We start from the raw sequence: 26274 nt of genomic DNA, 5'->3' as shown, positions 1-26274 counted from the left end.
GTGCTAAAGTTTGAGCAGAATCAAACCAGGAGGGATCTTGCCATGCGCCGGATGTACGGTTATGGATACGGCTATTACCGCTATTTTATGAGCGGTCCCTTTTCCTGCCCATAACCGGCCTGTCAGCATGGAAGTCCCGTCCCCCCGCACCGGAACGCGGGGGAGAGAAGGAACTTGAAACCGCGGCAGCCCAGTGGGGCGGCCGCGGTTTTTTTATCCAGAGAAAGGAAGGACGTTTTTATGGTCGTTATCATGAAACCCAACTTCACCCCCGAGCAGCTCCAGGAGGCCATCCAGGCCATGAAGGCGGGGGGCGTGCAGGTCAACATCTCCAAGGGCTCCGAGACCACCGTGCTGGGGGCCGAGGGCAACGCCGCGGGCATCGACCAGGAGCTGCTGGAGCAGCTGCCCGGCGTGGAGAAGGTCATGCGGGTCACCGAGCCCTACAAGAAGGCCAACCGCAAGTTCCACCCGGACGACAGCGTCATCGACCTGGGCGGCGGGGCGCTGATCGGCGGGAAGAAGCTGGCCGTCATCGCCGGGCCCTGCTCGGTGGAGAGCGAGGCGCAGATCACCGCCGTGGCCCAGGCCGTCCGGGAGAGCGGAGCCTGCGCCCTGCGGGGCGGGGCCTTCAAGCCCCGGACCTCCCCCTACTCCTTCCAGGGGCTGGAGTGCGAGGGCCTGAACCTCCTCCAGAAGGCCAAGGAGGCCACCGGCCTGCCCATCGTCACCGAGATCATGGGCACCGAGTACGTGGAGCTCTTTGAGGAGTGCGTGGACGTGATCCAGGTGGGGGCCCGGAACATGCAGAACTTCGACCTGCTGAAAAAGCTGGGCAAGCGCACCACCAAGCCCATCCTCCTCAAGCGGGGCCTCTCGGCCACCATCGAGGAGTGGCTCATGTCGGCCGAGTACATCATGGCCGGGGGCAACCAGAAGGTCATCCTCTGCGAGCGGGGCATCCGCACCTTTGAGACCTTTACCCGCAACACCCTGGATCTCTCCGCCGTGCTGGCCGTGAAGAGCCTGTCCCACCTGCCGGTGGTGGTGGACCCCTCCCACGCCTGCGGCAAGGCCTGGATGGTGGAGCGCATGGCTATGGCGGCGGTGGCCGCCGGGGCCGACGGACTCATCATCGAGGTCCACAACGACCCCAAGAACGCCCTGTGCGACGGGGCCCAGTCCCTCACCCCCGACCAGTTCACCGATGTGATGGGGAAGCTCTCTGCCGTGGCCCCCTGCGTGGGCCGGGAGGTGTGAGCCATGGCCGAAGGGGAGAGAAAACGCATCGTCGTCGTGGGCCTGGGCCTCATCGGAGGCTCCCTGGCCCTGGCCCTCAAGGGCTTTGAGGGCTATGAGATCGTGGGCGTGGACGTGTCCCAGCCCACCCTGCGCTTTGCCGCCGAGCACGGCGTGGGAGACCGGGTGACCGAGGACGCCGCCGCCGTCCTCCCCGGGGCCGACGTGGTGGTGCTGGCCCTCCATCCCCGGGGCATCCTCCGCTTTCTGGAGGAGCACCGGGCACGGTTCAAGCAGGGGTGCCTGGTCACCGACGTGTGCGGCGTGAAGAGCGCCGTCATGGAGGGGGCGGGGGTGCTGCCCGAGGGGGTGGACTTCATCGGCTGCCACCCCATGGCGGGCACCGAGTTCTCGGGCATCGAGCACGCCTTTGCCGAGATGTTCCAGGGGAGCCACCTCATCCTCACCCCCCGGGAGAGCAGCACCCCCGAGCACGTGGCCCTCATGGAGCGCCTGGGGGCGTACATCGGCTGCCGGGACGTGTACAAGACCACCCCCGAGGAGCACGACGCCATGATCGCCTACACCAGCCAGGTCATGCACATCATCGCCGTGAGCGTGTGCGACGACCCCATGCTCTTTGCCTGCCGGGGATTTGAGGGCTCCTCCTTCCGGGGCTGCACCCGGGTGGCCGCCCTGGACGTGGGGCTGTGGACCGAGCTCTTCTCCCTGAACCGGCCCGCCCTCCTCACGGTGCTGGACCGGCTGATGGAGAACCTGGGGGCATACCGGGAGGCCCTGGCCTCCGGGGACAGCGGGAAGCTGGCCGAAAAGCTGGCCTACTCCGCCGCCCGGAAGCGGGAGATGGACCTGCCCGGCCCCGATCTGCTCCAATAAATCAAAAGGGGCTGCCGCAGACCATGCGGCAGCCCTTCTGTATGATTTCTTATGTTTGAGGCATGTTCACCATGTCCAGAGTGACGGGGGTGGTGTAGGGGTTGATCATCTCGTTGATGATGGCGAGGGATTCCTCCTGCTCCAGCTGGTAGCAGTAGGTCCAGCCCTTGTAGGTGACGGTGCCGTCGCCGGGGAGGGTGGCGGTGGAGAGATTGGCCAGGTCAAAGCCCAGGGCGGGCTCCACAAACCAGAGCATCTCCCCCAGGGAGAGGTCGGTGTCGATGTATTCGGAGAAGATCTCCACATACTCGCCCACCTTCTGGGGCTGGGAGAGGACCTTTTTCGCGATCAGGGTGAGGATCTCCTGCTGGGTGCGGGTGCGGTCCACATCGGTGTAGGCCACCTGGGCCTCGTTGAAGTTGTTGTGCCGGAAGCGGCAGACCTCCATGGCCTCCTGCCCGTCCAGGTGGGTCATGCCCGGCTGGAAGTGGATGTGCAGGTCCTGGGTGGGGTCGTCGTAGCTCATGGGCACCGGGATTTCAAAGTCCACCCCGTCCACGGCGTTTACGATGGCCTCAAACCCGGCCAGGTCGATGGTCACATAGTGGTCCACCGGGATGCCCAGCAGCTCGGAGACCGCCTCCTGCATCCCCTTGGCCCCGTAGTAGGCGTAGGTGGAGTTGATTTTATAGTAGTGTCCTCCGTCGGGCCGGGTGCCGTGGTAGATGGTGTCCCGGGGGATGGAGACCAGACCGGCCTTCTGGTTCACCGTGTCGTACATGCCCACCATGATGGTGTCGGCGTTGCCGCTGGCCTGGTCGCTGGCGGCCAGCAGGAAGGTCCAGGTGTCCTTTTTCCGCTCTAAGCCGGTGGGGGTGAGCTCCCCGCTGGGCTGGGCGGAGGGGAGAACGGCGCTGGGAGCCGGACCGGGTGCCTGACCGGGCTTCTGCCGCAGGAGCTGATAGGCGCAGAAGAGCAGGACCACCAGGACGGAGAGGACCACCAGGAGACGGTATAAGAGCCTGCCCAGCAGAAACAGGCGGGAGGGCTGGTATTTTTGGACGCGCTTTCCCATGGGAGCGATCGGCCCCTTTCTCTCGGAGTGAATCGTTATGTCAACAATCGACAGAGGATAGTATAGCGAATCCCGGCACATTCGGCAAGCGGAAGTTGGGAAAAAGCGAAAGTTTTCTCTCCGGCGGGGCATCAGGTCCGGGTCAAACGGGACAAAATGGCGGTGGTCAGGGCCTGGACGGCCTCCAGGAGCTCCAGGAGGAGCAGCTTCTCCTCCAGCAGGGTCTCCAGGATGCGCAGGTCCACCGGGTCGGGTGCGGGGGGCGCGCCGCCGGAGGGGGCGGCTTCCACTTCGGGAACGGGGGGTCTGACCATTAGGATAGCCTCCTTTCTGTGAGCCTATACCATGGTATGCCATGGAGGCCCCTCCCGTCCCGGAACGGGGGCAAAGCGGCTTGACAGCGGGAGAAAAAGGGAGTAGAGTGCAAAGAGCCCTTCGGAGGGAAGGGCGCAGGCGGATCTGTAAGAGGTATTTCTGGGATTTGAGCCGGGAGAGCCTCGCAGAGTTCCGCCGTCCGCAGACGGCGGAAGAGCGTGGAATCGTGTTTTCCGGCGGCATGTACGTCGGAAAACACACTGCTCAGGCCGCAAGTGTGTGGCCCTTCGGGCCATGCGCGCAGCGGCCTGGACCCCCCTCGAAAAAATGCCTGCATTTTTGAGAAGCGTGTCGAACGGGTTCGACACGCTGAGCCCTTCCGTGGGAAGGGCGAGGAACTGGAAAGGAACGTGATGATACCATGAAGAGCAAGCGATGGACGGCCCTGGCCCTGAGCCTGGCCCTGAGCATGACCCTGCTGGCGGGATGCGGCGGGGGAGAGCCCGCTCCCACCGCCACGCCCGCGCCTGAGAGCAGCGCTACCCCGGCGCCCACCCAGGAGAGCGAGCGCACGGAGGTAAGACTGGCCATGCTCAACGGCCCCACCGGCATGGGCGCGGCCAAGCTGATTTCGGATAATCTGGCGGGGGAGACCCGCAATGACTACCAGGTGGAGGTGGCCTCCCAGCCCACCGACCTGACCGCCAAGCTGGGGAAGGGCGAGGTGGACATCGCCGCCCTGCCCACCAATGTGGCGGCCAACCTCTACCAGAAGACGGGGAACATCCAGATGCTGGCCCTCAACACCCTGGGCGTGCTCTACATTCTGGAGAACGGGGATACGGTGCACTCCATGGCCGACCTGGCGGGGAAGACCCTCTACGCCACCGGACAGGGGGCCAACCCGGAGTACGTGCTGCGCTATCTCCTGGAGCAGAACGGCCTGGACCCTGAGAGCGATGTGAACATCGTGTGGAAAACCTCCGAGGAAGTGCAGACCCTGATGGCCTCCGGCGAGGCAGAGCTGGCCATGCTCCCCGTCCCGGCGGCCACGGCGGTGACCATGCAGAATCCCGACGTGCGTCTGGCGCTGGACTTCAATGACGCCTGGGAGGAGAGCGGCGCAGGCGGCACCTTCACCATGGGCTGCGTGGTGGCCCGGAAGGACTTCATCGAGGAGCATCCCCAGGCGGTGGAGGATTTCCTGACCGAGTATGCCGAGTCCATCGCCTTCATTGCCGAGGGGAGCGACGAGGCGGCCCAGATGGTGGTGGACGCGGGCATCGTGCCCAAGCTCCCCATTGCCAAGGCGGCCATCCCCCAGGCCAACCTGGTGTGCATCACCGGGTCGGACATGCTGGACATCAACTCCTACTATGAGGTGCTCTTCCAGGCCGACCCCGCCTCCATCGGCGGCGGCATCCCGGACGACGGATTCTTCTATATCCCCTGACAGCCTTCGGCTTCTCAAAAACGCAGGCGTTTTTGAGAGAAGGATGCAGACCGCCGCATGTACTCGCATACGCTCGCACACTTGCGGTCTGAGAAGTGTTTTTTCAAGGCGCATGTCCTTGAAAAAACGATTACACCCTGTTCCGCCGTCTGCGGACGGCGGAACTCTGCGAGGCGTTTGCGGCTGAGCACAGACCAGACAGCAAACCCAAACGCTACGGCGTCCCGGCGGACCAGGCGGTCCCCGGGGCGCCCGTTTTGTTCCAGGGGGAAAGAGGATAAAATACTTGCCTTTCCCCCGGGGGGTCGGTATACTATCTCTTGTTTGTACGGTGAAGAAGGGAGGGAGAGGGATGAAGCTGCGCCGTCTGGCCAGGCGGGTGCTCCTGCCGGCGCTGTTCTGGCTGCTGCTCTGGCAGGGGGCCGTGTGGTATCTCCTGTGGGCCGAGGAGCTGGAGAGCACCGCCCTCTTCCTGCCCTCCCCCCTCCTGGTGGGGCGCACCCTGCTGGAGCTGATGGGCACGCAGGTCTTCTGGCAGACCGCCCTCGCCAGTCTGGGGCGGATCTTTGGGGGACTGCTGGCGGGGGTGTGCCTGGGGACCCTCCTGGCCGTGTGCACCAGCGCCTGGGGCTGGGCGGAGCTCCTCCTGGCCCCGGCGGTGCGGGTCATCCGGGCCACGCCGGTGGCCTCCTTTATTCTGCTGGTCATCCTGTGGGCCCCCACCGGGCAGGTGCCGGTGGTGGTGTCCGCCCTGATGGTGCTGCCGGTGGTGTGGGGGAACGTGTGCCAGGGCATCGCCCAGACCGACCCCCTGCTGCTGGAGGCCGCCCGGGCCTACCGCTTTGGCCGGTGGAAGCGGGTGCGCCTGGTCTACATTCCCTCGGTGCTGCCCTACTTTGCCAGCGGCTGCCACACCGCCCTGGGACTGGCCTGGAAGTCCGGGGTGGCCGCCGAGGTGCTGTGCGTGCCCCGGCTGGCCATCGGCACCCAGGTGTACTATTCCAAGATCTATCTGGAGACCCCCGCCCTCTTTGCGTGGACGGCGGTGGTGCTGGCCCTGAGCTTCGCCCTGGAGGGCGTGCTGGGGGCCCTCCTGGGCCGCCTGGAGAGGAGGGGGAGCCGTGCTGCGGATTCATGAGCTCACCGTGTCCTTTGGGGAGAAGCGGGTGCTGGATTCCTTCTCCCTCACCCTCCCCGGGGAGGGCATCACCGCCCTGGCCGGGCCGTCGGGCTGCGGCAAGACCACCCTGCTGCGCACCCTGGCCGGCCTGGAGCGGCCCGCCGGGGGGACCTTCACCCTGCCGGGGGAGGCGGTGCTCCTCTTCCAGGAGGACCGGCTCTTTCCCTGGCGCAGGACCGGCGAGCAGATCGCCGACGTGCTCCCCCGGGCGCGGCGGCAGGAGGTGGGGAAGTTCCTCTCCCTGGTGGAGCTGGAGGGGGAGGAGGACCGGCCCATCCAGGTCCTCTCGGGCGGGATGCGGCGGCGGCTGGCCCTGGCCCGGGCCCTGGCCTGCGAGGGTGGGGTGTACCTGCTGGACGAGCCCTTCACCGGCGTGGACAAGGAGCGCGCCGGGCGCATCCTGGAGCGCATCCGGGCCCTGGGGAAGCCGGTGCTCCTCTCCAGCCACGAGGAGGGGGTCCTGGCCCTGGCCGACCGTGTGGTCCATCTGGAGGGGCCGCCCCTGCGCCTCCGGGAATTGTGAAGATTTTATGAAGGATGGCCGATCCGTGCAAAATCCCCTTGCACATCCCGCTTTTGAGGGAGTATGATACAGAAAAAATCAAATTCGAGAGGAGCCGAGTGGAAGAACGGATGAACATGCCCACAAAACCGAAACGTCATACCGGCCGGAAGGCGCGCCCCCGCTGGCCGAAGCTGGCCCTGGAGCCGTCCCGGGCGGCCTGGCTCTCCCGGCTGGCCTTTGCGGTGGGACCTCTTGTCTCGTACAGCCTGGTGGAGGTTCTCAACTATAATCAGCCCTGGGGGAGCTTTACCCCCCTTCAGGTGGCCCTCAACCTGGTGTGGTACTATCTGGGGGCCTTCTTTTTCTACTTTGTCCTGGGCCGCCGGGACCGGGCCACCAAGGTGGCCATGCTCGTGGCCTGGGCCATCGGGATCGTCAACCGCTATGCCATCGCCTTCCGGGGGCGCACCCTCTTCCCGGGGGACATCGTCACCATCCGCACGGCGCTGAATGTGGCGGGCAACTACAACTACACCCCGGACCTCATGATGGTGCTGACCGGACTGTGCGTGGCCCTCTTCATCGGCGTGCTCTCCCTGCTGCCCGCCCCGGCGGAGCGGCAGCGGTTCTCCTGGAAGCTCTTCCTGCCCACGCTGGCCGGGTCCGGGGCCTTCCTCTACTTCTTTTTCTGCACCAACGCGGTCTCGGACGCGGGGATCTCCCCCTCCATGTGGACCACCCGGGGCAATGGGCTGGCCCTGAATTTCAGCCTGTGCCTCCGGTACAGCCGGGTGAAGGCCCCCGACGGGTACGGCAGGGACGCCCTCACCACTCTGGCGGAGGAGCACCCCTCGGAGGAAGCCGCCGTGAGCGCCTCGACCGACGGGATTACCCGCCCGGTGAACCTGATCGTGGTGATGAACGAGTCCCTCTCCGATCTGAGCGTCATCCCGGGGGTGGAGACCAATCAGGACCCCATGCCCTTCCTCCACAGCCTGGAGGAGAACACGGTGAAGGGCTGGGCCTTCTCCTCCGTGTTCGGCGGGACCACCGCCAACTCGGAGTATGAGTTCCTCACCGGCAACACCGTCACCTTCCTGCCCGCGGGCACGGTGCCCTACCACATGTACGTGGGGCAGGGGGATCCCTCCCTGACCGGGCAGATGGAGTCCCTGGGGTATGCCACGGTGGCTATGCACCCCTACTACTCCTCCGGCTGGAACCGGGTGGCCGTCTACAACGACTACGGCTTTGACGAGCAGTATTTCCTGGAGGACTTCGACTACGACGAGAGCGACATCATCCGGGAATACCTCTCCGACCGGGCCAATTACGAAAACCTCATCGCCCGCTATGAGGCCAAGGAGGAGGGGCAGCCCCTCTTCCTCTTCAACGTGACCATGCAGAACCACAGCGCCTACACCGGCGAGTGGACCAACCTCCCGGAGGAGGTCCACCTCACCGGAGCATATGAGGGCCGCTTCCGCACGGTGGACCAGTACCTCAACCTGGTCTATCAGAGCGACCAGGCCTTTGAGTACCTGATCGACTACTTCTCCCAGGTGGAGGAGCCCACCATGATCTGCATGTTCGGCGACCACCAGCCCCAGGTGGCCACCAACTTCTACACCGAGGCCCTGGGCGGCGAGGTGGAGGCCCTGGACACCGACACGGCGGAGAAAAAGCAGATCGTCCCCTTTGTGATCTGGGCCAATTACGACATCCCGGAGCAGCAGGACGTGACCCTCTCCCTCAACTACCTCTCGGCCCTGCTGATGGAGACGGCGGGCCTGCCCACCACCGGGTATCAGGACTTCCTCCTCTCCCTGTGGGAGGACCTGCCCGTCATCAACCCGGTGGGCTACCTGGACCGGGACGGCGACTGGACGGCCGAGGAGCACTGGGAGGAGCTGCCCGACTACGCCCGGGAGAGCCTGGCCGAGTACCGCATCCTGGAGTACTGCAACATCTTTGACAAGGGGAGCCGTCCGGAGGACTTCTATACTCTGGACACCGGCGAGTAATCTACCACGAAGGCCGCAGGCACTACGGTGTCCGCGGCCTTTTTCTGCCCGGCCGGATGGGAAAACATGGACGGGAACGCATCCTCTGTGCTATAATGATACATTAAGCAAGCAGAAGAAACACAAACAGGCTGACGATAACGTGTATTTCTGTGCTTTGCGCTGCAAGAGCCTCGCAGAGTTCCGCCGTCCCGCAGACGGCGGAAGAGGATCAAATCGTGTTTTCCGGCGGCGTGTACGTCGGAAAACACTCTGCTCAGGCCGCAAGTGTGCGAGCGTCAGCGAGTGCATGCAGCGGCCTGCTTCCCCCTCGAAAAAATGCGTGCATTTTTGAGAAGCGTGTCGAAACATTTCGACACGCTGACATAAAGAACGACTTGGAGTGGAAATGGCATGACAGAACAGTTGCTCCGGCGGTTTGTCCGGGATTATGAGAAGGTACAGGATGCGCAGGTGCGGGAGCGGTACGGGATGCTCTCAGGGGGCGTTGGGATCTTTCTCAACCTGCTGCTCTCGGCGGGAAAGTTTTTCGCGGGGGTGCTGACCGGGTCCATCTCCATCACGGCCGACGCCTTCAACAACCTCTCGGACGCGGGCTCCTCGGTGGTGACCCTGGTGGGCTTCCGCCTGGCGGGGCAGAAGGCCGACGACGACCACCCCTTCGGCCACGGCCGGATCGAGTATCTGGCGGGTCTGCTGGTGTCCATGCTCATTCTGCTGGTGGGCGTGGAGCTGGGCAAGTCCTCCATCGAGAAGATCCTCCACCCCGAGCCGGTGGTCTTCTCCGCCGTGTCGGCGGGCATCCTGCTGTGCTCCATCGCCGTGAAGCTCTGGATGTGCTTCTTTAACCGCAATCTCTCCCGGCGCATCGGCTCGGCGGCCATGGCGGCCACGGCCATGGACTCCCTCTCCGACGTGGTGGCCACCAGCGCCGTGCTGCTGGGCGCGGTGGTGGGCGCCCTGACCGGCGTGTCCATCGACGGCTGGGTGGGCGTGCTGGTGGCCCTCTTCATCCTCCGGGCCGGGTGGGAGGCCGCCAAGGACACCATCGACCCCCTCCTGGGCCAGACCCCCGACCGGGACCTGGTGCGGGAGATCGAACAGACCATCCTGGCCCACCCGGAGGTGGTGGGCATCCACGACCTCATCATCCACGACTACGGCCCCGGGCGGTCCATGATGTCCTTCCACGCAGAGGTGCCCATGAACGCCGACATCATGGAGGCCCACGACGTGATCGACCACATCGAGCGGGAGCTCAAGGAGAAGTTCGGCATCGAGACCTCGGCCCACATGGACCCCATCGCCACCGAGGACGAGGGGGTCAACCGCACCCGGCTGTGGGTGGCCCAGCAGGTGAAGGAGCTGGACGAGCGCCTGACCATCCACGACTTCCGCATGACGGCGGGCCCCCACCACACCAACCTGATCTTCGACGTGGTGGCCCCCCACAATTTCTCTATGGAGGACGAGGCCCTGGCCGCCGCCATCCAGCAGCGCATCCAGGCCCACGACCCCCACTGCTACGCCGTCATCCAGGTGGACCACGCCTACGTGGAGTAGGGCGCGTGTCGGCCTGCGTGGAGTAGGTTTTACAGAATATTCACCCAATCCGGTGGAAAAAGCGCGTACAATAGAGACCATGAAACAGATTTCCCGGCGCGCAGGAAAGGAAGGAATGCTATATGGCCACAAAGGTCCTGATCGTAGAGGACGAAACCAACATCGCCGAGCTTTTGCATCTCTACCTGGAAAAAGAGGGGTTTGAGACCGCAGTGGCGGGGGACGGCGGGAAGGCGGTGGAGCTCTTCCGCTCCTTCCATCCCGAGCTGGTCCTGCTGGACATCATGCTGCCCGTCATGGACGGCTGGTCGGTGCTCAAGAAGATCCGGGAGAGCGACAAGACCCCCGTCATCATGCTCACCGCCAAGGGCGAGACCGACGACAAGGTGAGCGGCCTGGAGATGGGGGCCGACGATTACATCGTCAAGCCCTTTGAGATGAAGGAGGTCCTGGCCCGCATCCACGCGGTCCTGCGCCGCTTCGGCGCCGAGGAGAACAGCGAGGAGAAGAAGCTCTCCTTCGACAAGCTCACCATCAACCTGGACTCCTACGAGCTGCTGGTGGACGGCAAGCGGGTGGACACCCCGCCCAAGGAGCTGGAGCTGCTCTACCACCTGGCCTCGGCCCCCAACCGTGTGTTTACCCGCAACCAGCTGCTGGACGAGGTGTGGGGCTTTGACTACTTCGGCGACTCCCGCACGGTGGACGTGCACATCAAGCGCCTGCGGGAAAAGCTGGAGGGGGTCAGCGACCAGTGGTGCCTCAAGACCGTGTGGGGCGTGGGCTACAAGTTTGAGGTCGTGAGCGCGGGATGAAGAGCATCTACGGACGCCAGTTCTCCATGATGGCCGCCATCATCCTCATCTCCTTCACCCTGCTGGGGTCGGCCTTCATCACCCTGACGTACCAGTATACCCTGCGGGAGAAGCAGGAGGCCCTGGAGCGCAACGTGGACTTCATCGCCGACTTCACCAGCGCCATGAAGTCCAACGGAGCCAGCCTGTACGACGCGTCCTACAAGGCCTATGTGGGCTCCATCGCCAGCATCTCGGACGCCTACGTGCTCATCTGCCGCACCGACGGGCGGGTGCTCCTCTACTCCGACGGGGCCATCCGCAGCGGCCTGGCCGCCCCCACGGTGCCCGCCTCCGTGTGCGGCGAGATCGCCCAGAACGGCAGCTATCAGGGGATGACCACCATGGGCGGCCTCTTCCCCGAGCGGCGGTATGTCTCCGGCCGGGCGGTGGTCCAGAGCGACTTCCTGGGGCAGACCCATGAGACCAACCTGGTCTTTGTGGCGGCCAACACCTCCAGCCTCACCGAGCTGTGGCGGGCGGTGGCCACCATCTTCCTCTTCACCTCGGTGGGCGTGCTGTGCATCGCCTTCATCAGCAGCTCGGTCACCTCCCTCCACCAGACCCGGCCCATGAAGGAGATCGCCGACGCGGCCCGGAAGTTCGGCCACGGCGAGTTCGACGCCCGGGTCACCGGCTATGAGAACCGCAAGGACGAGGTGGGCGAGCTGGCCGAGGCCTTCAACGCCATGGCCGAGTCCCTCTCCAAGGCCGAGGCCAAGCGCAGCGAGTTCATCGCCAACGTCTCCCACGAGCTCAAGACCCCCATGACCACCATCGCCGGGTTCGCCGACGGCATTCTGGACGGCACCATCCCCCCCGAGCGGGAGAAGGAGTACCTCAAGACCATCTCCTCCGAGACCCGGCGGCTCTCCCGGCTGGTGCGGCGGATGCTGGACCTCTCCCGCCTCCAGTCCAAAGAGAACGTGACCGCCCAGGAGCAGTTCGACGTCTCCGAGGTCATGCTGCGGGTGCTGGTGAGCCTGGAGACCAAGATCAACGCCCGCCACCTGGACGTGGACACCGCCATCCCCGACGGGCCGGTCACCGTCTGGGGAGACCCGGACGCCATCACCCAGGTGTGCTATAACCTGCTGGACAACGCCATCAAGTTTTCCACCGAGGGCACCACCATGGGCATCAGCGTGACCGCCAAGGGCGGAAAGGCCTATGTGTCGGTGCGCAACACCGGCGAGACCATCCCCCCCGAGGAGCTGGCCCTGCTCTTCGACCGCTTCCACAAGACCGACCGCTCCCGCAGCGAGGACCGGGACGGCGTGGGGCTGGGACTGTACATCGTCAAGACCATTCTGGGCAACCACAAGGAAAATATCACCGTCACCAGCGAGAACGGCGTGACCGAGTTCACCTTCACGCTGACGCTGGCGTAGGGGGTTCTTACCCCCGTGCAGGAGGAGTTGCATGCACAACTATTATTTTGACCGGCCCGACCTGGCCGGGGAGGAGCTTCCCCTCCCCGCCGGAGGGGAGGAGGGCTACCGCTTTCGCCCGGCGGATGGGGAGATGCCGCCCCTCCCGCCCCGCAGGCCACCCAAATACCCCCGGCGCCCCAACCGGATCCGGCGGCGGGCCGTATGGGTGCTGTGCCTCTTTCTGGTGGTGCTGCTGGGGGGGAGCGGGGCGCTCCTGGCCCTGGGGATGAACGGCCTGCTCCCCTGGAGCGGCACGGCCGATCCCCCCGATTACGTCTACTCCCTGCCCGAGGAGGAGCCGGATTACCCCACCACGGTGGAGCGGGCCCCTCTGGGGGACGGGACCGTCCTCACCCTCCACGCCGCCCCCGGCGGGGCCGAGCTGAGCGCCGAGGAGATCTATGCGAAAAATTCCCCCTCCATCGTCAGCATTGAGAGCACCCGCCCCGACGGGGTCTCCCAGGGGACGGGGATCGTCTTTTCCCAAGACGGGTACATCCTCACCAACCACCATGTGATCGCCGGTGCCTCCGTGGTGACGGTGAGCCCGCTGGAGGGCTCCAGCCACTACAACGCCCTCCTGGTGGGGAGCGACAGCCAGACCGACCTGGCCGTCCTCAAGGTGGAGGGCCCGACCGACTTCACCCCCGCGGAGTTCGGCGTCTCCGACACCCTCCGGGTGGGGGAGCGGGCCTATGCCATCGGCAACCCCCTGGGGGCCCAGCTCCCGGGCACTATGACCGAGGGGATCATCTCCTTCCTGGACCGCTCCATGTCGGTGGACGGGTATGAGATGGAGCTCATCCAGACCGACGCTGCCCTCAACTCGGGCAACTCCGGCGGGGCCCTGGTCAACCGGTACGGACAGGTCATCGGGGTGACCACCCTCAAGATGATGTCCGACTTCGACACCATCGAGGGCCTGGGCTTCGCCATCCCCTCGGCCACCGTCAAGGCCATCGCCGACGAGCTCATCGCCCAGGGCCATGTGGGGGGACGCCCCACCATCGGCATCACGGCGGGCCCCTCCTACTACTATGTGGAGGAGGGATATGACGGGCCGGAGGGCCTGTATGTGGTGAGCGTGGAGCCCCGCTCCGACGCCTGGGCCAAGGGCCTGCGGGCGGGGGACATCATCCTCAAGACCAACGGACAGCCCACCCCCACCATCGAGGCCCTCAACGCCGTCAAGGAGGAGCTGGGCGTGGGGGACACCCTGGAGCTGGAGTTCTACCGGGACGGGGAGTACCGTACCATAACCGTGGCGCTGGTGGAGCAGTATACCCTCCAGCCGTGAGCAAAAAAGGGGGCGCTCTCCCTGCGGAGAGCGCCCAAAGCATACATAAGAGAGAATGGAATGTGAGCTTATCCCTCGTGATAAGCCCAGACGCGGGATCGGACCAATTGGCCGAGCTGCAAGTATAAGATAACTCAATTTCCTGAAAATGTCAAATGGAACATTTGTAGAAAGAGGTCGAACACCAATGCTGATCTATAACGGAGTGGTCCATCCCATGGACGGACCGGTCATTCCCCACGGTTATGTGCGCATGGAGGGGGGTATCCTTCAGGAGGTGGGCCCCATGGAGGCCTGTCCCGCCGTGGAGCAGGGAGACCTGGACGCCGCGGGGGGACACATTATCCCCGGCTTTGTGGACGCCCACTGCCACCTGGGGCTCTTCGGCAACGCCGTGGGCTTTGAGGCCGACGACGGGAACGAGTCCACCGACCCCTGCACCCCCCATCTGCGGGCCATCGACGCCATCAATGTGCTGGACCGCTGCTTTGAGGAGGCCCGTGCGGGGGGCGTGACCACCGTGCTCACCGGCCCGGGCAGCGCCAACCCCATCGCCGGGCAGTTCGCCGCCATCAAGACCAATGGACGCTGGGTGGACGAGGCGGTGGTCCTGGCCCCGGCCGCCATGAAATTCGCTCTGGGCGAAAACCCCAAGACGGTGTACAATGAGCGCAAGGAGACCCCGGTCACCCGCATGGCCACCGCCGCCATCATCCGGGAAAACCTCTCCAAGGCCCTGGAGTACCGGGACAAGCAGGAGAAGGCCGCCCTGGACCCCGATCTGGACGGGCCCGACCTGGACGTGAAGCTGGAGGCCCTGGGGGCCGTGGTCACCGGGACCCTGCCCGCCCACTTCCACGCCCACCGGGCCGACGACATCGCCACCGCCGTGCGCATCGCCCGGGAGTTCGGCCTGCGCTTTGTGATCGTCCACGGCACCGAGGGCTATCAGGTGGCCGATCTGCTGGCCGAGGCCGGGGTGGGGGTCATCACCGGCCCCTGCCTGGGGGACCGCTGCAAGCCGGAGCTGGCCGGCCACACCCTGGAGAACCCGGTGCTGCTGGCCAAGGCGGGGGTCAAGGTGGCCATCTGCACCGACCACCCGGAGACCCCGGTGCAGTACCTGCCCCTGTGCGCCGCCATGGCGGTGCGGGCGGGCATGGCGGAGGAGGAGGCCCTGGCCTGCATCACCCGCAACGCCGCCGAGCTGGGGGGCGTGGGGGACCGGGTGGGCACCCTCACCCCCGGCAAGGACGCCGACGTGGTGGTCACCAGCGCCCATCCGCTGGACTGGAAGAGCCGGGTGGAGCACGTGTTCATCCAGGGCGTGCCCGTGAAATAAAAAAGGAGACAAAAAGGGGAGAGCCGTTATGAGAGACATCAGCTGTGAGGAGATCACCCGCACCGTGCGGGATCTGTGCATCCAGGCCAACTGCCACCTGCCCGTGGACGTGCAGGAGGCCATCGTGAAGGCGGAGGGGAGCGAGCGCTCCCCGGTAGGGAAGGCCATCCTGGGCGACCTGGAGGAGAACTTCCGCTTCGCCGACGCCCGGGAGCTGCCCATCTGCCAGGACACCGGCATGGCCGTGGTCTTTGTGGAGCTGGGGCAGGAGGTCCACATCACCGGGGGCCTCCTCTCCGACGCGGTGAACGCGGGGGTGGCCCAGGGCTATGTGGAGGGACACCTGCGCTGCTCGGTGGTGGGGGACCCCCTGCGCCGGGTGAACACCAACAACAATACCCCCGCCATCCTCCACCTGACGCTGGTGGAGGGGGACCGGCTCTCCATCACCGTGGCCCCCAAGGGCTTCGGCAGCGAGAACATGACCGCCCTGCGGATGCTCAAGCCCTCGGTGGGCCCGGAGGCGGTGGTGGACTTCATCGTGGAGGCCGTGTCCAACGCCGGGAGCAATCCCTGTCCCCCCATCGTGGTGGGCGTGGGCGTGGGCGGCACCTCCGAGATGGCCACCCTGCTGGCCAAGCGGGCCCTCCTGCGCCCGGTGGACCAGCACAATGAGGACCCCTTCTACGCCGATCTGGAGGCCAAGGCCCTGGCCCGCATCAACGCCCTGGGCATCGGTCCCCAGGGTCTGGGCGGCACCACCACCGCGCTGTCGGTGTGCATCCTCCACTACGGAACCCACATCGCCGGTCTGCCCTGCGCGGTGAACATCGGGTGCCATGTCACCCGTCACGCCAGCGCCGTCTTGTAAAAAATCCTGAAAACAGGGTGGAAATTTTTTGCGGATGTGGTATAATTGTGACAAGGAAATCGCTGGGCGGTTTCTCCATACGGGTCCCATGACCCGTGGGCAACGACAAAAGCCCTCTCATCCAGAGGGCGGAAGGAGCTGACACTATGAAGTTCGTGTTTACTGACAAGAAGGTTAACCTCCCCAACAAGGTGCATGCCTATGCCGAGAAGAAAGTGGGCAAGCTGGACCGCTATTTCAAGGCGGACGCGGAGGCTTCCATTGTCTTTAGTGTTGAAAAAGACCGCAACAACGTGGAACTGACGGTCCGCTCCGGCGGCACCATCATCCGCGTGGCGGAGAGTACGTCCGATATGTTCGCCACCATCGACGCCGCGGTGGCCTCGGTGGAGCGGCAGCTGCGCAAGAACAAGGCCCGCCTGGAAAAGCGCCTGCGCCAGGACGCCTTTGTCCGCTCGGTGGAGGAGGAGATCTCCTCCTTCGTGCCCGAGGTGGAGGAGGATGAGTTCCGCATCGTCCGCACCAAGAAGTTCCCCATCAAGCCCATGACGGTGGAAGAGGCGGTGCTCCAGATGAACCTGGTGGACCACACCTTCTTCGCCTTCAAGGACGTGGACAACGACGGCGCCTTCTCCGTGGTGTATAAGCGCAACGACGGCGGCTACGGCCTGATCGAAGACGCCGAATAACCGAAATTTGACCCTTTGCCAAACCATTACAAGGCCCCCCGGGAGCAATTCCCGGGGGGCCTTTTTGCATGTGCGGCTGCGGGTTTGCCGGTAAGAGCCTCGCAGAGTTCCGCCGCCCGCAGGCAGCGGCCTGCTTCCCCCTCGAAAAAATGCTTGCATTTTTGAGACGCGTGTCGAAGCAGTTCGACACGCGGAATCTTTCCAAATCTTAAACCTGGGCAAAGGGTGTGTAAAGATGCAGGGCGTAAGATACCTCTCGGAAAGGGGGGAGCGTCCTGTGAACGGACCTGACCTGCGCGGCCGCCCCGTCATCGAGGTGAAGGACCTCCGCAAGGAGTATCCCATCGGCGATGAGACGGTAGTGGCCCTGAAACGCATCAACCTGCACGTCATGCGGGGGGAGATCTGCTGCATCTTCGGCACCTCCGGCTCGGGGAAGAGCACTCTGCTCAACCAGCTGGCCGGCATGGAGAAGCCCACCCGGGGAGAGGTGCGCATCGGCGGCGTGCCCATTTCCCGCCTGAGTGAGCGGCAGCTGGCCTCCTTCCGGCAGCAGCACCTGGGCTTCGTGTTCCAGTCCTACAACCTGCTGCCCAACCTGACCGCCACCGAGAACGTGGCCATGCCGCTCATGTTCCGGGGAGTCCCCCGGGCCGAGCGGGAGGCGGCGGCCCGGAAGCTGCTGTGCCGGGTGGGGCTCTCCCACCGGCTGGACCACTTCCCGGGGCAGATGTCGGGCGGCCAGCAGCAGCGGGCGGGCATCGCCCGGGCCTTCATCGCCCGGCCCGACGTGGTCTTTGCCGACGAGCCCACCGGAAACCTGGACTCCAAGACCACCGCCGAGATCATGGAGATGATCTGCGCCTTTGCCCGCCGCTACCACCAGACCATCATCCTGGTCACCCACGACCCGGAGATGGCCGCCTACGCCGACCGCATCGTCACCCTCATCGACGGGGAGATCGTGGGCAACCAAGTCAACCAGAAGGAGAAGAGTCAATATGAAGCGTAATCCATTCCGCCGGGGCGGGGCCCTCCTGCTCCTCCTGGCGCTGCTGCTGGGCGTGCTGCCCGCCGCGGCCGCCGCCGAGGGGGGCACCCTCTATGTGACGGGCTACACCGTCCAGGACTCCGCCGGGCGCACCGCCGCCCGGGTCACCAAGGGCGACACCGTCAACATCGCCGTCACCGTCAAGGACACCGGGGACGGCACCGGCGCCGGCGACCCCGCCGCCCTGGACATCACCAAGCTGGAGGACAGCTTCACCGGCGGGAGCGTCAACGTCCGCCGGGTCTCTGAGGACGGAGCCCCCCTGCGCTACGAGATCCTCCTGACGGGCGTCACCTACAAGGGCGTGGGGCAGAGCCTGCGCCTCCAGGTGGGCACCGCCGGACAGGCCGACTCCTACCAGACCATGGAGGTGACCGTCACCGAGGCCGTGGTCTACGAGGCCCCCGAGCGGGTCCCCGACATCCCCTCCACCCCGGACGCCGCCCCCGTCCCCCTGGTGACGGTCTCCCGCAATGAGCTGAAGCAGCCCATCCAGGCCGGGCAGGAGGCGGAGCTCACCATCACCTTCCGCAACCTGAGCAACGCCCGGCTGAAATCCCCCGTGGCCGTCTTCACCCCCACCGAGGGTCTGGAGATCCTGGGGGGGAGCAACTCCTTCCCCCTGGACGAGATCGCCGGGAAGAAGAGCGCCACCGTCAAGCTCCGGATCAAGGGGGCCAGCGTCATCCAGAGCCCCGCCCAGTCCCTGGGGGTGGAGCTGCGCTTCAACTACCACAACAACATCTCCCTGGTCCAGGGGAGCATCACCGACAAGATCAGCATTCCCGCCCTGGGCCGGGAGAGCGTGCCCCAGCCCCCGGTGCTGGTCACCCGCTCCCCCCTGGAAAAGCCCGTGGCCCCCGGGGAGACGAGGGAGGTGACCATCTCCTTCCAGAACAGCGGCGCCACCAAACTGGTGGGGGCGGTGGCGGCCGTCACCGCCAGCGAGTCCCTGCTGCTCCTCAACGACACCACCACCTTCCTCCTGGGGGACATCGCGCCGGGCAAGACCGGGAGCATCACCGTCCGCTTCCAGGCGGCCCGGGACATGAACTCGGCCAACCAGTCCCTGAGCACCGAGCTCAAGTTCGGCTACGACAACGGCGGCATGCTCACCCAGGCCACCGCCTCCGACAAGGTGGGCATCCCCGCCGTGCCCCGGGAGAGCGTGGCCCAGCCCCTGGTGATCCTCACCCGCTCGGCCGCCCCCAAGCCCCTGGCCGCCGGGGAGAGCCGCAGCGTGGAGCTCTCCTTCCGCAACGCGGGGACCACCAAGGTGGTCTCCCCCATGGTGACGGTGACCCCCTCGGACGCCATCCTGCTTTTGAACGACGCCTCCTCCTTCCTCCTGCCCGACCTGGAGCCGGGGAAGAGCGCCTCCCTCACCCTGCGCATCCAGGGGGCGGCCGAGATCGGCTCGGCCAACCAGTCCCTGAGCACCGAGCTGAAATACAGCTACCACAACGGGGAGACCATGGCCCAGGCCACCGCCTCCGACCGCATCAACCTCACCGCCGTCCCCACCGGGAAGGGGGACAGCCCCCAGCCCAACGTGGTCATCCGCTCCTTCTCCTACGGGGAGGGGTCGGTGGCCTCGGGGAGCTCCTTCCCCCTCTCCTTCACCTTTGAGAACACCGGTCGGCTGGGGATCGAAAACCTGGTGGTCACCGTGGAGGGCGGGGAGAGCTTCGCCATGAACGGCAGCACCAACACCTTCTACTACCCCGCCCTGGGCGCCGGGGAGAGCCAGACCCGGGAGGTCCCCATGCGGGCCGTCCCCACCGGCAAGAGCGGCGCCCAGAGCGTCTCCATCGGCTTCAAGTACGAGTATGTGGACGGGGCCAAGCGCGCCCAGGCCACCTCGGACATCAAGGTCTCCATCCCCCTCTACCAGCCCGACCGCCTCCAGATCAACGCCCCCACCCTGCCCGAGACCGCCACCGAGGGGGAGGAGCTGGAGCTCACCCTGGCCTATGTGAACAAGGGCAAGGACGACATCGCCAACGTGGAGGCCACCGTGGTGGGCGAGGGGGTGACCACCCCCGCCCGGACCCAGTACCTGGGCAACCTCAGCGCCGGGAGCAGCGGGGCCATCGGCTTTGCCGTCACCCCCGAGAAGGCCGGGCCCCTCTCCCTGGTCCTCCGGGTCACCTATGAGAACGCCGACCAGCAGCTCCAGACCCGGGAATTCCCCGTGGAGCTCCAGGTGGAGGAGTTCGTCCCCGCCGAGGACCCGGCCCCCGGAGCGGGGGAGGAGGAGGGACAGCCCTTCCCCTGGCCCCTGGTCCTGGGCGGCAGCGGCGGCGGACTGGTGCTCCTCCTGGCCCTCCTCCGGTGGAAGAAGGGCCGCGCCAAGCCCCAGACCGAGGAGGGCGGGGACTGGACCTCCTGGGAGGAGGAGAGTGAGCCTTGAGACGCAAGGACCTGATGCGCATGTGCCTGCAAAACCTGCTGCGGCGGAAATCCCGCACCCTTCTGACGGTGCTGGGGGTGTTCATCGGCTGCTGCTCCATCGTCATCATGGTCTCCCTGGGCATCGGCATGAAGGAGGCCCAGGAGAGCCTGCTGGCCCAGATGGGGGACCTGACCATCATCACGGTCCACGCCCCCCAGGGGGGCAAGGGCAAGACCAAGCTGGACGAGGCCCTGGTCAAGCGCCTGCGCAGCCTGGGGGGCGTGGAGGCCGTCACCCCCAAGCAGAGCCTGGAGGCCGACCGCATCCGCCTTCTGGCGGGCACGGGCAACCGGTACATCGCCGAGTGGACCACCGTGGCCGGGGTGGACATGGACACCCTGGAGCCTTTGGGCTTCCGCCTCACCCAGGGGGAGGCCGCCCACCGGAGCGGGGAGGTCATGGCGGGGGAGTACCTGGCCTATAACTTCAAGGACACCCTGCGCCCCGAGGGGCGGAACATGGTGGACCGCTGGGGCGGGGAGCTGGACGAGAACGGACAGCTCACGGAGTTTCCGCCCCCCTACCTGGACCCCATGAAGGGGAAGATGACCCTGGAGATCGAGCACGACGGGGGCAAGTACACCTTCCCCATCACGGTGGCCGGGGTGACCAAGGAGGACTACGCCAAGGGGAGCGAGACCTCCGACGGGCTGATGATGAGCCTGTCCGACCTGCGGGGCATCTGGGACAAGATCCAGCGGGGGAAGAAGAAGGCCCTCCCCTACACCTCGGTGCTGGTGAAGGTCACGGGCATCGACCAGGTGGAGCCGGTGGAGCAGGAGATCAAGGCCATGGGCTACAACACCGAGTCCATGGAGAGCATCCGCAAGCCCATGGAGCAGGAGGCCCGGCAGAAGCAGATGATGCTGGGCGGCCTGGGGGCCATCTCCCTCTTCGTGGCCGCCCTGGGCATCACCAACACCATGATCATGTCCATCTCCGAGCGCACCCGGGAGATCGGCATCATGAAGTCCCTGGGCTGCTATGTCACCGACATCCGGGTGATGTTCCTGGCCGAGGCGGGGGCCATCGGCCTGATCGGCGGGGTGGTGGGCTGCGTGAGCAGCGGGATCATCTCCCTGATCGTGAACCTGGTCTCCCTGGGGCTGTCGGTGGAGAACCTGCTCCCCGCCCTGCTGGGGGGCGAGGGGGTGCGGCGGCTGTCGGTGATCCCCCTGTGGCTGCCGGTGTTCGGCATCTTCTTCTCGGTGCTCATCGGCCTGGCCTCCGGGTACTATCCCGCCAACAAGGCGGTGCAGATCCCGGCGCTGGAGGCCATCAAAAGCGAATAGGATCTCCCTCTCACGGGGCTCTCCGCACACAGGGCGGGGGGCCCCGTTTTGGCGCGGAGCAGGGGGGTTGACCGAAATGACAAAGCGCAAAACACTATGCAGCCAGGATATTGTATCTTGTGACAAAATGGGATAGAGTTATCCCAGAAAGGTTTCCTTAATTTGACTTTCGTTCGGGAAACACAGGAGAGGAGTGGTATTTGACCCTGTTTTTCATTGCGCGGATACCCAAAATCAGAAGAAGGAGTGATACAAGATCATGACCAGAATCAAGCGCCTGCTGTCCTCGCTGGTGGCGTGCTGCATGGTGCTGATGCTTCTGCCGGTCTCGGCGCTGGCGGCCAATACGGCCAACCGGGACAACTTTATCACGGACTTCCAGAAGATGGACCACAGCGGCTGGACCGCCGTGTCCACAGCGGAGGACCTGAAGAACATCAGCAGCGATCTGAGCGGCGCCTACTACCTGACCGGGGACATCGATCTCTCCGGGGAGGAGTGGGTCCCCCTCGGCAGCCAGAGCAAGCCCTTTACCGGCACGCTGGACGGCTGCGGGTATGTGATCCGCAATCTGACCATCACCGGGCGGAACGGACGGAACGACTTCGGTCTGTTCGGCGCGGCCAGAAATGCCCAGATCTTTGACCTGGGCCTGGAGAACGTGAACATCAAGGTGGACAGCGACTCCCAGGGCAGCACCACCGCCTCCAACGTGGGCGGCCTGGTGGGCTACGCCACCAGCACCGCCGGAGGGGCCACGGTCCTCATGAACTGCTATGTGACCGGCACGGTCTCCTTCAATTCCTCCGGCGAGTCGGCCGGCTACGTGGGCGGCCTGGTGGGCCGGGCCGAGACCAACCGCTACAGCAGCACCTACGGCAGCAGCGTGATGGTGTCGGCCTCCTACAACCGGGCCAAGGTGACGGGCAGCGGATACAGCTGCGCCGTGGACGCCGGCGGCCTGGTGGGCTATGCCCACTCCAAGGACGAGTACGGCCGCCTGGGGATGCAGTACTGCTTCAACACCGGCGCCGTGACCGCCTATGCCTCCACCGCCTACACCACGGCCGGCGGCCTGGTGGGCAGCAACTATTCCAGCAGCTCCATCCATGTCTGCTACAACGCCGGCGACATCTTCGCCACCGGCGGACAGGGGATGGGCGGCATGTACCGCTCCTCCTTCCTGGCCGGCGGCCTGGTGGGTGACAACGGCAATGCCGTGCTCATCCACGGCTCCTACAACTACGGCGATGTGACGGCCGAGAATACCGACTCCACCAACGACTGCGACGTGGTCGCCGGCGGCCTGGTGGGCCAGGGCAACTACCAGACCGGCGTGGAGCAGAGCTACAACGCCGGTGAGGTCAGCGCCGAGGGCAACTACGGCGCCGCCCGGGCGGGCGGTCTGGCCGGCCTCATCAACGCCATTCGGGAGGACTACAACCTGCGCAGCGGCGCCTACTTCACCGACAGCTTCGTCCTGTCCGACTCGGTGGCGGTCTACGGCCGCGCCGACGTGAGCAAGGCCGCCCTGGTCTACACCACCGACGCCGAGCCCGGCAAGTGGGTGGACAACGGCTTCGGCAACATCTGGCAGGAGGGCACCAAGGACACCGTCACCAAGAACACCGCCCTGGCCGTGGACGACATCAGCGGCAACGCCGAGGACAACGCCAAGGGCGGCAAGATCACCCGCGCCCAGGCCAGCCAGTGGAGCACCTACGCCGCCGAGGGCTGGACCAGCGATGATTGGCAGTCCGTGAGCGATTGCCCCTATCCCCAGCTCTTCTTCCAGAACGAGACTCTGGGCTACACCGGCGGCGCCGTGCGGGGCGAGCTGGGCGGCACCGTCACCATCGACAACCCCGCGCCCCGGATGGGCGACACCCTCACCGCCGTGACCACCGGCCTCACGGTGACCCCGGATGAGGCCGAGATGGGCACCCTCTCCTACCAGTGGATGCGCTCCGGATCGGCCATCTCCGGCGCGGTGGGCGCCTCCTACCAGCTCACCGCCCAGGACGTGGGCCACACCATTCGCGTGGCGGTGCAGGCCTCCAACTGCACCGGCACCGTGACCTCCGACCCCACCGCCAGCGTGGGCAAGGGCATCTACTCCGGCACCGCCCAGCTGACCCAGAACATCCGGGTGGGCGAGACCGGCGGCTCGGTGGACGTCAACCTGAACCGCCTGGTGCCCGACGCCCTCAACCCCAGCTATACCTATGTGGGCATGACCGACACCGACGGCATCCTGAGCGGGGAGCCCACTATCTCCGGCTCCACCATGACCGTGACCTACAACCCGGTCTATGAGGTGGACAAGACGGCCTCCATCGACCTGAAGATCGCCTCCGACACCTACGAGGAGATCAACGCCGTGGTGACCATCCGCTCGGCCAACAAGGACGTGCTCCCCGAGGGGGCCATCCTGTGCGGCGACGTGAGCGTCCCCTACAGCGGTGAGAGCCAGGGCGTGGGCCCGGCCAGCGTCACCGGTGAGTATACCGGCGGGGAGTTCACCTTCACCTACCAGTATCAGGGCCAGGGCTATGACAGCACGACGCCTCCCACCGACGTGGGTACCTACACCGTCACCATCACCGCCGAGAATGACGACTACCTGGGTACCGCCACCGCCGCCCTGACCATCACCCCCAAGGCCCTGAGCGCCGAGATGGCGTCGGTCTCCCGGGTGACCTATGACGGCCAGGGCCACACCCCCGCCCTCCTCGTGGAGGACGGCGGCAGCACCCTGGTGCAGGATCGGGACTACACCGCCGCCCTCACCGAGCGCACCGCCGCGGGCACCTACCCCGTGGAGATCACCGGTATGGGCAACTACACCGGCACCATCACCGTGGACTTTGTGATCGATCCCAAGGACATCGCGGGCGCCGCCGTGACCCTGCCCCAGGACGGCTTCGTCTACACCGGCAGCCCCGTGGAGCCTGAGGTCACCTCCGTGACCGTGGACGGCCTCACCCTGGGCCAGGGCGATTACACCGTAAGCTACACCAACAACACCGCCGTGGGCGTGGGCACCGTGACCGTCACCGGTCAGGGCAACTTCACCGGCACGGCGGAGAAGGACTTCGTCATCACCGAGTCCGACTACTACTTCTCCATCACCGCCCCCAAGACCATGGTGGTGGGCCAGAACGCCTCCGCCTCCGCCGCCCTGGTGGGCCTGGAGAGCGCCCCTGCCTATGACCACGCCCTCATCCAGATCACGGTGGAGGGTCCCGAGGGGGCCAAGCCCCAGATCCTGGCCACCGACACCACCGGTCAGGAGCACAACCTGGCCGAGGTGGGCCAGTGGGGCCCCGACGGCGGCTTCCATGTGGAGGCCGGCTACCGGGCCGACACCCCCCTGAAGCTGGTCTTTGATCAGCCGGGCACCTACAAGGCCACCTTCCAGCTGGTGGACCTGGACCAGGACCGGGCGGTGCTGGGCGGCGGGTCCTTCCAGATCACGGTGGGCCACGCCTACACCTTCGACATCGAGGCCCCCGACACCCTGCGGCCCAATGAGAGCGGCCAGGGCAGCGCCACCCTGAAGGGCGATCCCAACGCCCCCGCCTATGCCCACGCCCTCATCCAGATCGCGGTGGAGGCCCCCGAGGGGGCCAAGCCCCAGATCCTGGCCACCGACGAGACCGGCAAGGAGTACAACCTGGCCGAGGTGGGCCAGTGGGGCCCCGACGGCGGCTTCCCGGTGAGCGCCAATTACAGCGCCAAGACCGACCTGAAGCTGGTCTTTGACCAGAAGGGCACCTACAAGGCCACCTTCCAGCTGGTGGATCTGGACTCCGGCAAGGTCATCGGCGCCGGGGAGAAGACCATCGAGGTCCGCAATCCCAGCTCGGGCGGCTCCTCCAGCACCTACGCCATCAAAGTGGAGGAGAGCGAGCACGGCAAGGTGACCAGCAGCAGCACCTGGGCCTCCCAGGGCGCCACGGTGACCCTGACCGTCCAGCCCGACGAGGGCTATGTGCTGGACACCCTCACCGTCACCGACCGGGACGGGGAGGAGCGCAAGCTCACCGAGAAGAGCGAGAACAAGTACACCTTCACCATGCCCGACACCTCCGTCACCGTGGAGGCCACCTTTGTGGAGGAGGGCGCGGTGACCCTGCCCTTCACCGACGTGAAGGAGGGCGACTGGTACTATGAGGCCGTGTGCTACACCTATGAGCACCACATGATGACGGGCACCAGCGACACCCAGTTTGCCCCCGCCGCCAACCTCACCCGCGGCATGATCGCCCAGGTCCTCTACAACCTGGAGGAGAAGCCTGCCGCGGCCGGCACCTCCTTCGTGGATGTCCCCGCCGACGCCTGGTATGCCAAGGCGGTCAACTGGGCGGCCTCCGCCGGCATCGTGGACGGCTACGGCAGCGGCAAGTTCGGCCCCGAGGACCCGGTCACCCGGGAGCAGATGGCCGCCATCCTCTACCGCTACGCCCAGTACAAGGACTACGACGTCACCGCCACCGCCGACCTGAGCGCCTTTGCCGACCGGGACAAGATCTCCGGCTGGGCCGAGCACGCCATGTCTTGGGCGGTGGGCGACGGTCTCCTGAACGGCAAGACCGCCACCATCCTGGATCCCACCGGCACCGCCACCCGGGCGGAGGTGGCCCAGATCCTCATGAACTTCGCGGAGAACACGGCGAAATAAACCGCACGTTCCTCTCTCCACCTTTCTACCCTTTGCAGGCCGACGGGCGCTCTGA

The 26274-nt window shown here is 65.9% G+C and carries 19 protein-coding genes; 17 read left to right on the top strand and 2 right to left on the bottom strand.

The window, feature by feature from the left end; all coding sequences use genetic code 11:
• Positions 1 to 240 precede the first annotated feature (240 nt).
• Entirely contained in the window at positions 241 to 1260 is a 1020-nt protein-coding gene (gene aroF, locus I2C21_RS02590) for a 3-deoxy-7-phosphoheptulonate synthase (RefSeq protein ID WP_195278426.1), read from the top strand.
• 3 nt (positions 1261 to 1263) lie between these two features.
• The gene (locus I2C21_RS02585) at positions 1264 to 2136 is read left to right on the top strand and encodes a prephenate dehydrogenase (protein ID WP_101693658.1); all 873 of its coding nucleotides are present in this window, start codon (positions 1264 to 1266) and stop codon (positions 2134 to 2136) included.
• 49 nt (positions 2137 to 2185) lie between these two features.
• Here the strand turns inward: I2C21_RS02585 and I2C21_RS02580 are convergent, their stop codons facing one another.
• On the bottom strand, positions 2186 to 3211 hold the full coding sequence (locus I2C21_RS02580) for an LCP family protein (RefSeq protein WP_195278425.1): 1026 nt from the start codon (positions 3209 to 3211) through the stop codon (positions 2186 to 2188).
• 131 nt (positions 3212 to 3342) lie between these two features.
• Positions 3343 to 3525 carry a hypothetical protein gene (locus I2C21_RS02575; protein WP_186962880.1) on the bottom strand — a complete coding sequence of 61 codons (183 nt, stop codon included), beginning with the start codon at positions 3523 to 3525 and terminating at the stop codon, positions 3343 to 3345.
• A 422-nt stretch (positions 3526 to 3947) separates the two neighbouring features.
• Here I2C21_RS02575 and I2C21_RS02570 point away from each other — a divergent pair, with 422 nt between their 5' ends.
• The 15 genes from I2C21_RS02570 to I2C21_RS17415 all read left to right on the top strand — a co-directional run bounded on the left by I2C21_RS02570 (position 3948) and on the right by I2C21_RS17415 (position 26219).
• Complete coding sequence (locus tag I2C21_RS02570; protein WP_195278424.1) at positions 3948 to 4979, top strand: ABC transporter substrate-binding protein; 1032 nt, start codon at positions 3948 to 3950, stop codon at positions 4977 to 4979.
• 352 nt (positions 4980 to 5331) lie between these two features.
• The gene (locus I2C21_RS02565; protein ID WP_101693655.1) at positions 5332 to 6117 is read left to right on the top strand and encodes an ABC transporter permease; all 786 of its coding nucleotides are present in this window, start codon (positions 5332 to 5334) and stop codon (positions 6115 to 6117) included.
• Positions 6101 to 6682 carry an ATP-binding cassette domain-containing protein gene (locus I2C21_RS02560; protein WP_101693654.1) on the top strand — a complete coding sequence of 194 codons (582 nt, stop codon included), beginning with the start codon at positions 6101 to 6103 and terminating at the stop codon, positions 6680 to 6682. Before I2C21_RS02565 ends, I2C21_RS02560 begins: the two co-directional genes overlap by 17 nt.
• A 98-nt stretch (positions 6683 to 6780) precedes the next feature.
• Positions 6781 to 8688, top strand: a complete 1908-nt coding sequence (locus I2C21_RS02555) for an LTA synthase family protein (protein WP_353654763.1) — start codon at positions 6781 to 6783, stop codon at positions 8686 to 8688.
• Positions 8689 to 9081: 393 nt separating this feature from the next.
• The gene (locus I2C21_RS02550) at positions 9082 to 10251 is read left to right on the top strand and encodes a cation diffusion facilitator family transporter (protein WP_186962878.1); all 1170 of its coding nucleotides are present in this window, start codon (positions 9082 to 9084) and stop codon (positions 10249 to 10251) included.
• Positions 10252 to 10373: 122 nt separating this feature from the next.
• Positions 10374 to 11066, top strand: coding sequence for a response regulator transcription factor (locus I2C21_RS02545; protein ID WP_193536312.1), 693 nt, complete (start codon positions 10374 to 10376; stop codon positions 11064 to 11066).
• Positions 11063 to 12496, top strand: coding sequence for a sensor histidine kinase (locus I2C21_RS02540; RefSeq protein WP_195278423.1), 1434 nt, complete (start codon positions 11063 to 11065; stop codon positions 12494 to 12496). Before I2C21_RS02545 ends, I2C21_RS02540 begins: the two co-directional genes overlap by 4 nt.
• A gap of 31 nt (positions 12497 to 12527) precedes the next feature.
• Entirely contained in the window at positions 12528 to 13835 is a 1308-nt protein-coding gene (locus I2C21_RS02535; protein WP_195278422.1) for a S1C family serine protease, read from the top strand.
• A gap of 187 nt (positions 13836 to 14022) precedes the next feature.
• Complete coding sequence (locus I2C21_RS02530; protein ID WP_101693649.1) at positions 14023 to 15177, top strand: amidohydrolase; 1155 nt, start codon at positions 14023 to 14025, stop codon at positions 15175 to 15177.
• 28 nt (positions 15178 to 15205) lie between these two features.
• Positions 15206 to 16048: a fumarate hydratase gene (locus I2C21_RS02525; RefSeq protein WP_195278421.1), complete on the top strand. Its 843-nt coding sequence runs from the start codon at positions 15206 to 15208 to the stop codon at positions 16046 to 16048.
• A gap of 146 nt (positions 16049 to 16194) precedes the next feature.
• On the top strand, positions 16195 to 16737 hold the full coding sequence (gene hpf / locus I2C21_RS02520) for a ribosome hibernation-promoting factor, HPF/YfiA family (protein ID WP_101693647.1): 543 nt from the start codon (positions 16195 to 16197) through the stop codon (positions 16735 to 16737).
• Between the two features lie 277 nt (positions 16738 to 17014).
• On the top strand, positions 17015 to 17749 hold the full coding sequence (locus tag I2C21_RS02515) for an ABC transporter ATP-binding protein (RefSeq protein WP_328821014.1): 735 nt from the start codon (positions 17015 to 17017) through the stop codon (positions 17747 to 17749).
• Positions 17739 to 20201 carry a COG1361 S-layer family protein gene (locus tag I2C21_RS02510; protein ID WP_195278420.1) on the top strand — a complete coding sequence of 821 codons (2463 nt, stop codon included), beginning with the start codon at positions 17739 to 17741 and terminating at the stop codon, positions 20199 to 20201. Before I2C21_RS02515 ends, I2C21_RS02510 begins: the two co-directional genes overlap by 11 nt.
• A complete protein-coding gene (locus tag I2C21_RS02505) occupies positions 20198 to 21535 on the top strand; it encodes an ABC transporter permease (protein WP_195278419.1) in 1338 nt (445 codons plus the stop codon). The genes I2C21_RS02510 and I2C21_RS02505 overlap by 4 nt, the downstream gene beginning before the upstream one ends.
• 259 nt (positions 21536 to 21794) lie before the next feature.
• Positions 21795 to 26219, top strand: a complete 4425-nt coding sequence (locus I2C21_RS17415; RefSeq protein ID WP_286167184.1) for an S-layer homology domain-containing protein — start codon at positions 21795 to 21797, stop codon at positions 26217 to 26219.
• Positions 26220 to 26274: the final 55 nt, after the last annotated feature.

The sequence above is a fragment of the Clostridium sp. J1101437_171009_A5 genome (genome assembly GCF_015547905.1).
GTDB classification, from domain to species: Bacteria; Bacillota; Clostridia; order Oscillospirales; family Oscillospiraceae; genus Pseudoflavonifractor_A; species Pseudoflavonifractor_A gallinarum.
Note: the sequence above shows the minus strand (reverse complement) of the source record. Positions and strands in the feature narration are given on the sequence as shown.

Coding starts and splice junctions, on each gene's coding strand:
- aroF (WP_195278426.1), top strand. CDS start 241: ATGGTCGTTATCATGAAACCCAACTTCACCCCCGAGCAGCTCCAGGAG.
- I2C21_RS02585 (WP_101693658.1), top strand. CDS start 1,264: ATGGCCGAAGGGGAGAGAAAACGCATCGTCGTCGTGGGCCTGGGCCTC.
- I2C21_RS02580 (WP_195278425.1), bottom strand. CDS start 3,211: ATGGGAAAGCGCGTCCAAAAATACCAGCCCTCCCGCCTGTTTCTGCTG.
- I2C21_RS02575 (WP_186962880.1), bottom strand. CDS start 3,525: ATGGTCAGACCCCCCGTTCCCGAAGTGGAAGCCGCCCCCTCCGGCGGC.
- I2C21_RS02570 (WP_195278424.1), top strand. CDS start 3,948: ATGAAGAGCAAGCGATGGACGGCCCTGGCCCTGAGCCTGGCCCTGAGC.
- I2C21_RS02565 (WP_101693655.1), top strand. CDS start 5,332: ATGAAGCTGCGCCGTCTGGCCAGGCGGGTGCTCCTGCCGGCGCTGTTC.
- I2C21_RS02550 (WP_186962878.1), top strand. CDS start 9,082: ATGACAGAACAGTTGCTCCGGCGGTTTGTCCGGGATTATGAGAAGGTA.
- I2C21_RS02545 (WP_193536312.1), top strand. CDS start 10,374: ATGGCCACAAAGGTCCTGATCGTAGAGGACGAAACCAACATCGCCGAG.
- I2C21_RS02540 (WP_195278423.1), top strand. CDS start 11,063: ATGAAGAGCATCTACGGACGCCAGTTCTCCATGATGGCCGCCATCATC.
- I2C21_RS02535 (WP_195278422.1), top strand. CDS start 12,528: ATGCACAACTATTATTTTGACCGGCCCGACCTGGCCGGGGAGGAGCTT.
- I2C21_RS02530 (WP_101693649.1), top strand. CDS start 14,023: ATGCTGATCTATAACGGAGTGGTCCATCCCATGGACGGACCGGTCATT.
- I2C21_RS02525 (WP_195278421.1), top strand. CDS start 15,206: ATGAGAGACATCAGCTGTGAGGAGATCACCCGCACCGTGCGGGATCTG.
- hpf (WP_101693647.1), top strand. CDS start 16,195: ATGAAGTTCGTGTTTACTGACAAGAAGGTTAACCTCCCCAACAAGGTG.
- I2C21_RS02510 (WP_195278420.1), top strand. CDS start 17,739: ATGAAGCGTAATCCATTCCGCCGGGGCGGGGCCCTCCTGCTCCTCCTG.
- I2C21_RS17415 (WP_286167184.1), top strand. CDS start 21,795: ATGACCAGAATCAAGCGCCTGCTGTCCTCGCTGGTGGCGTGCTGCATG.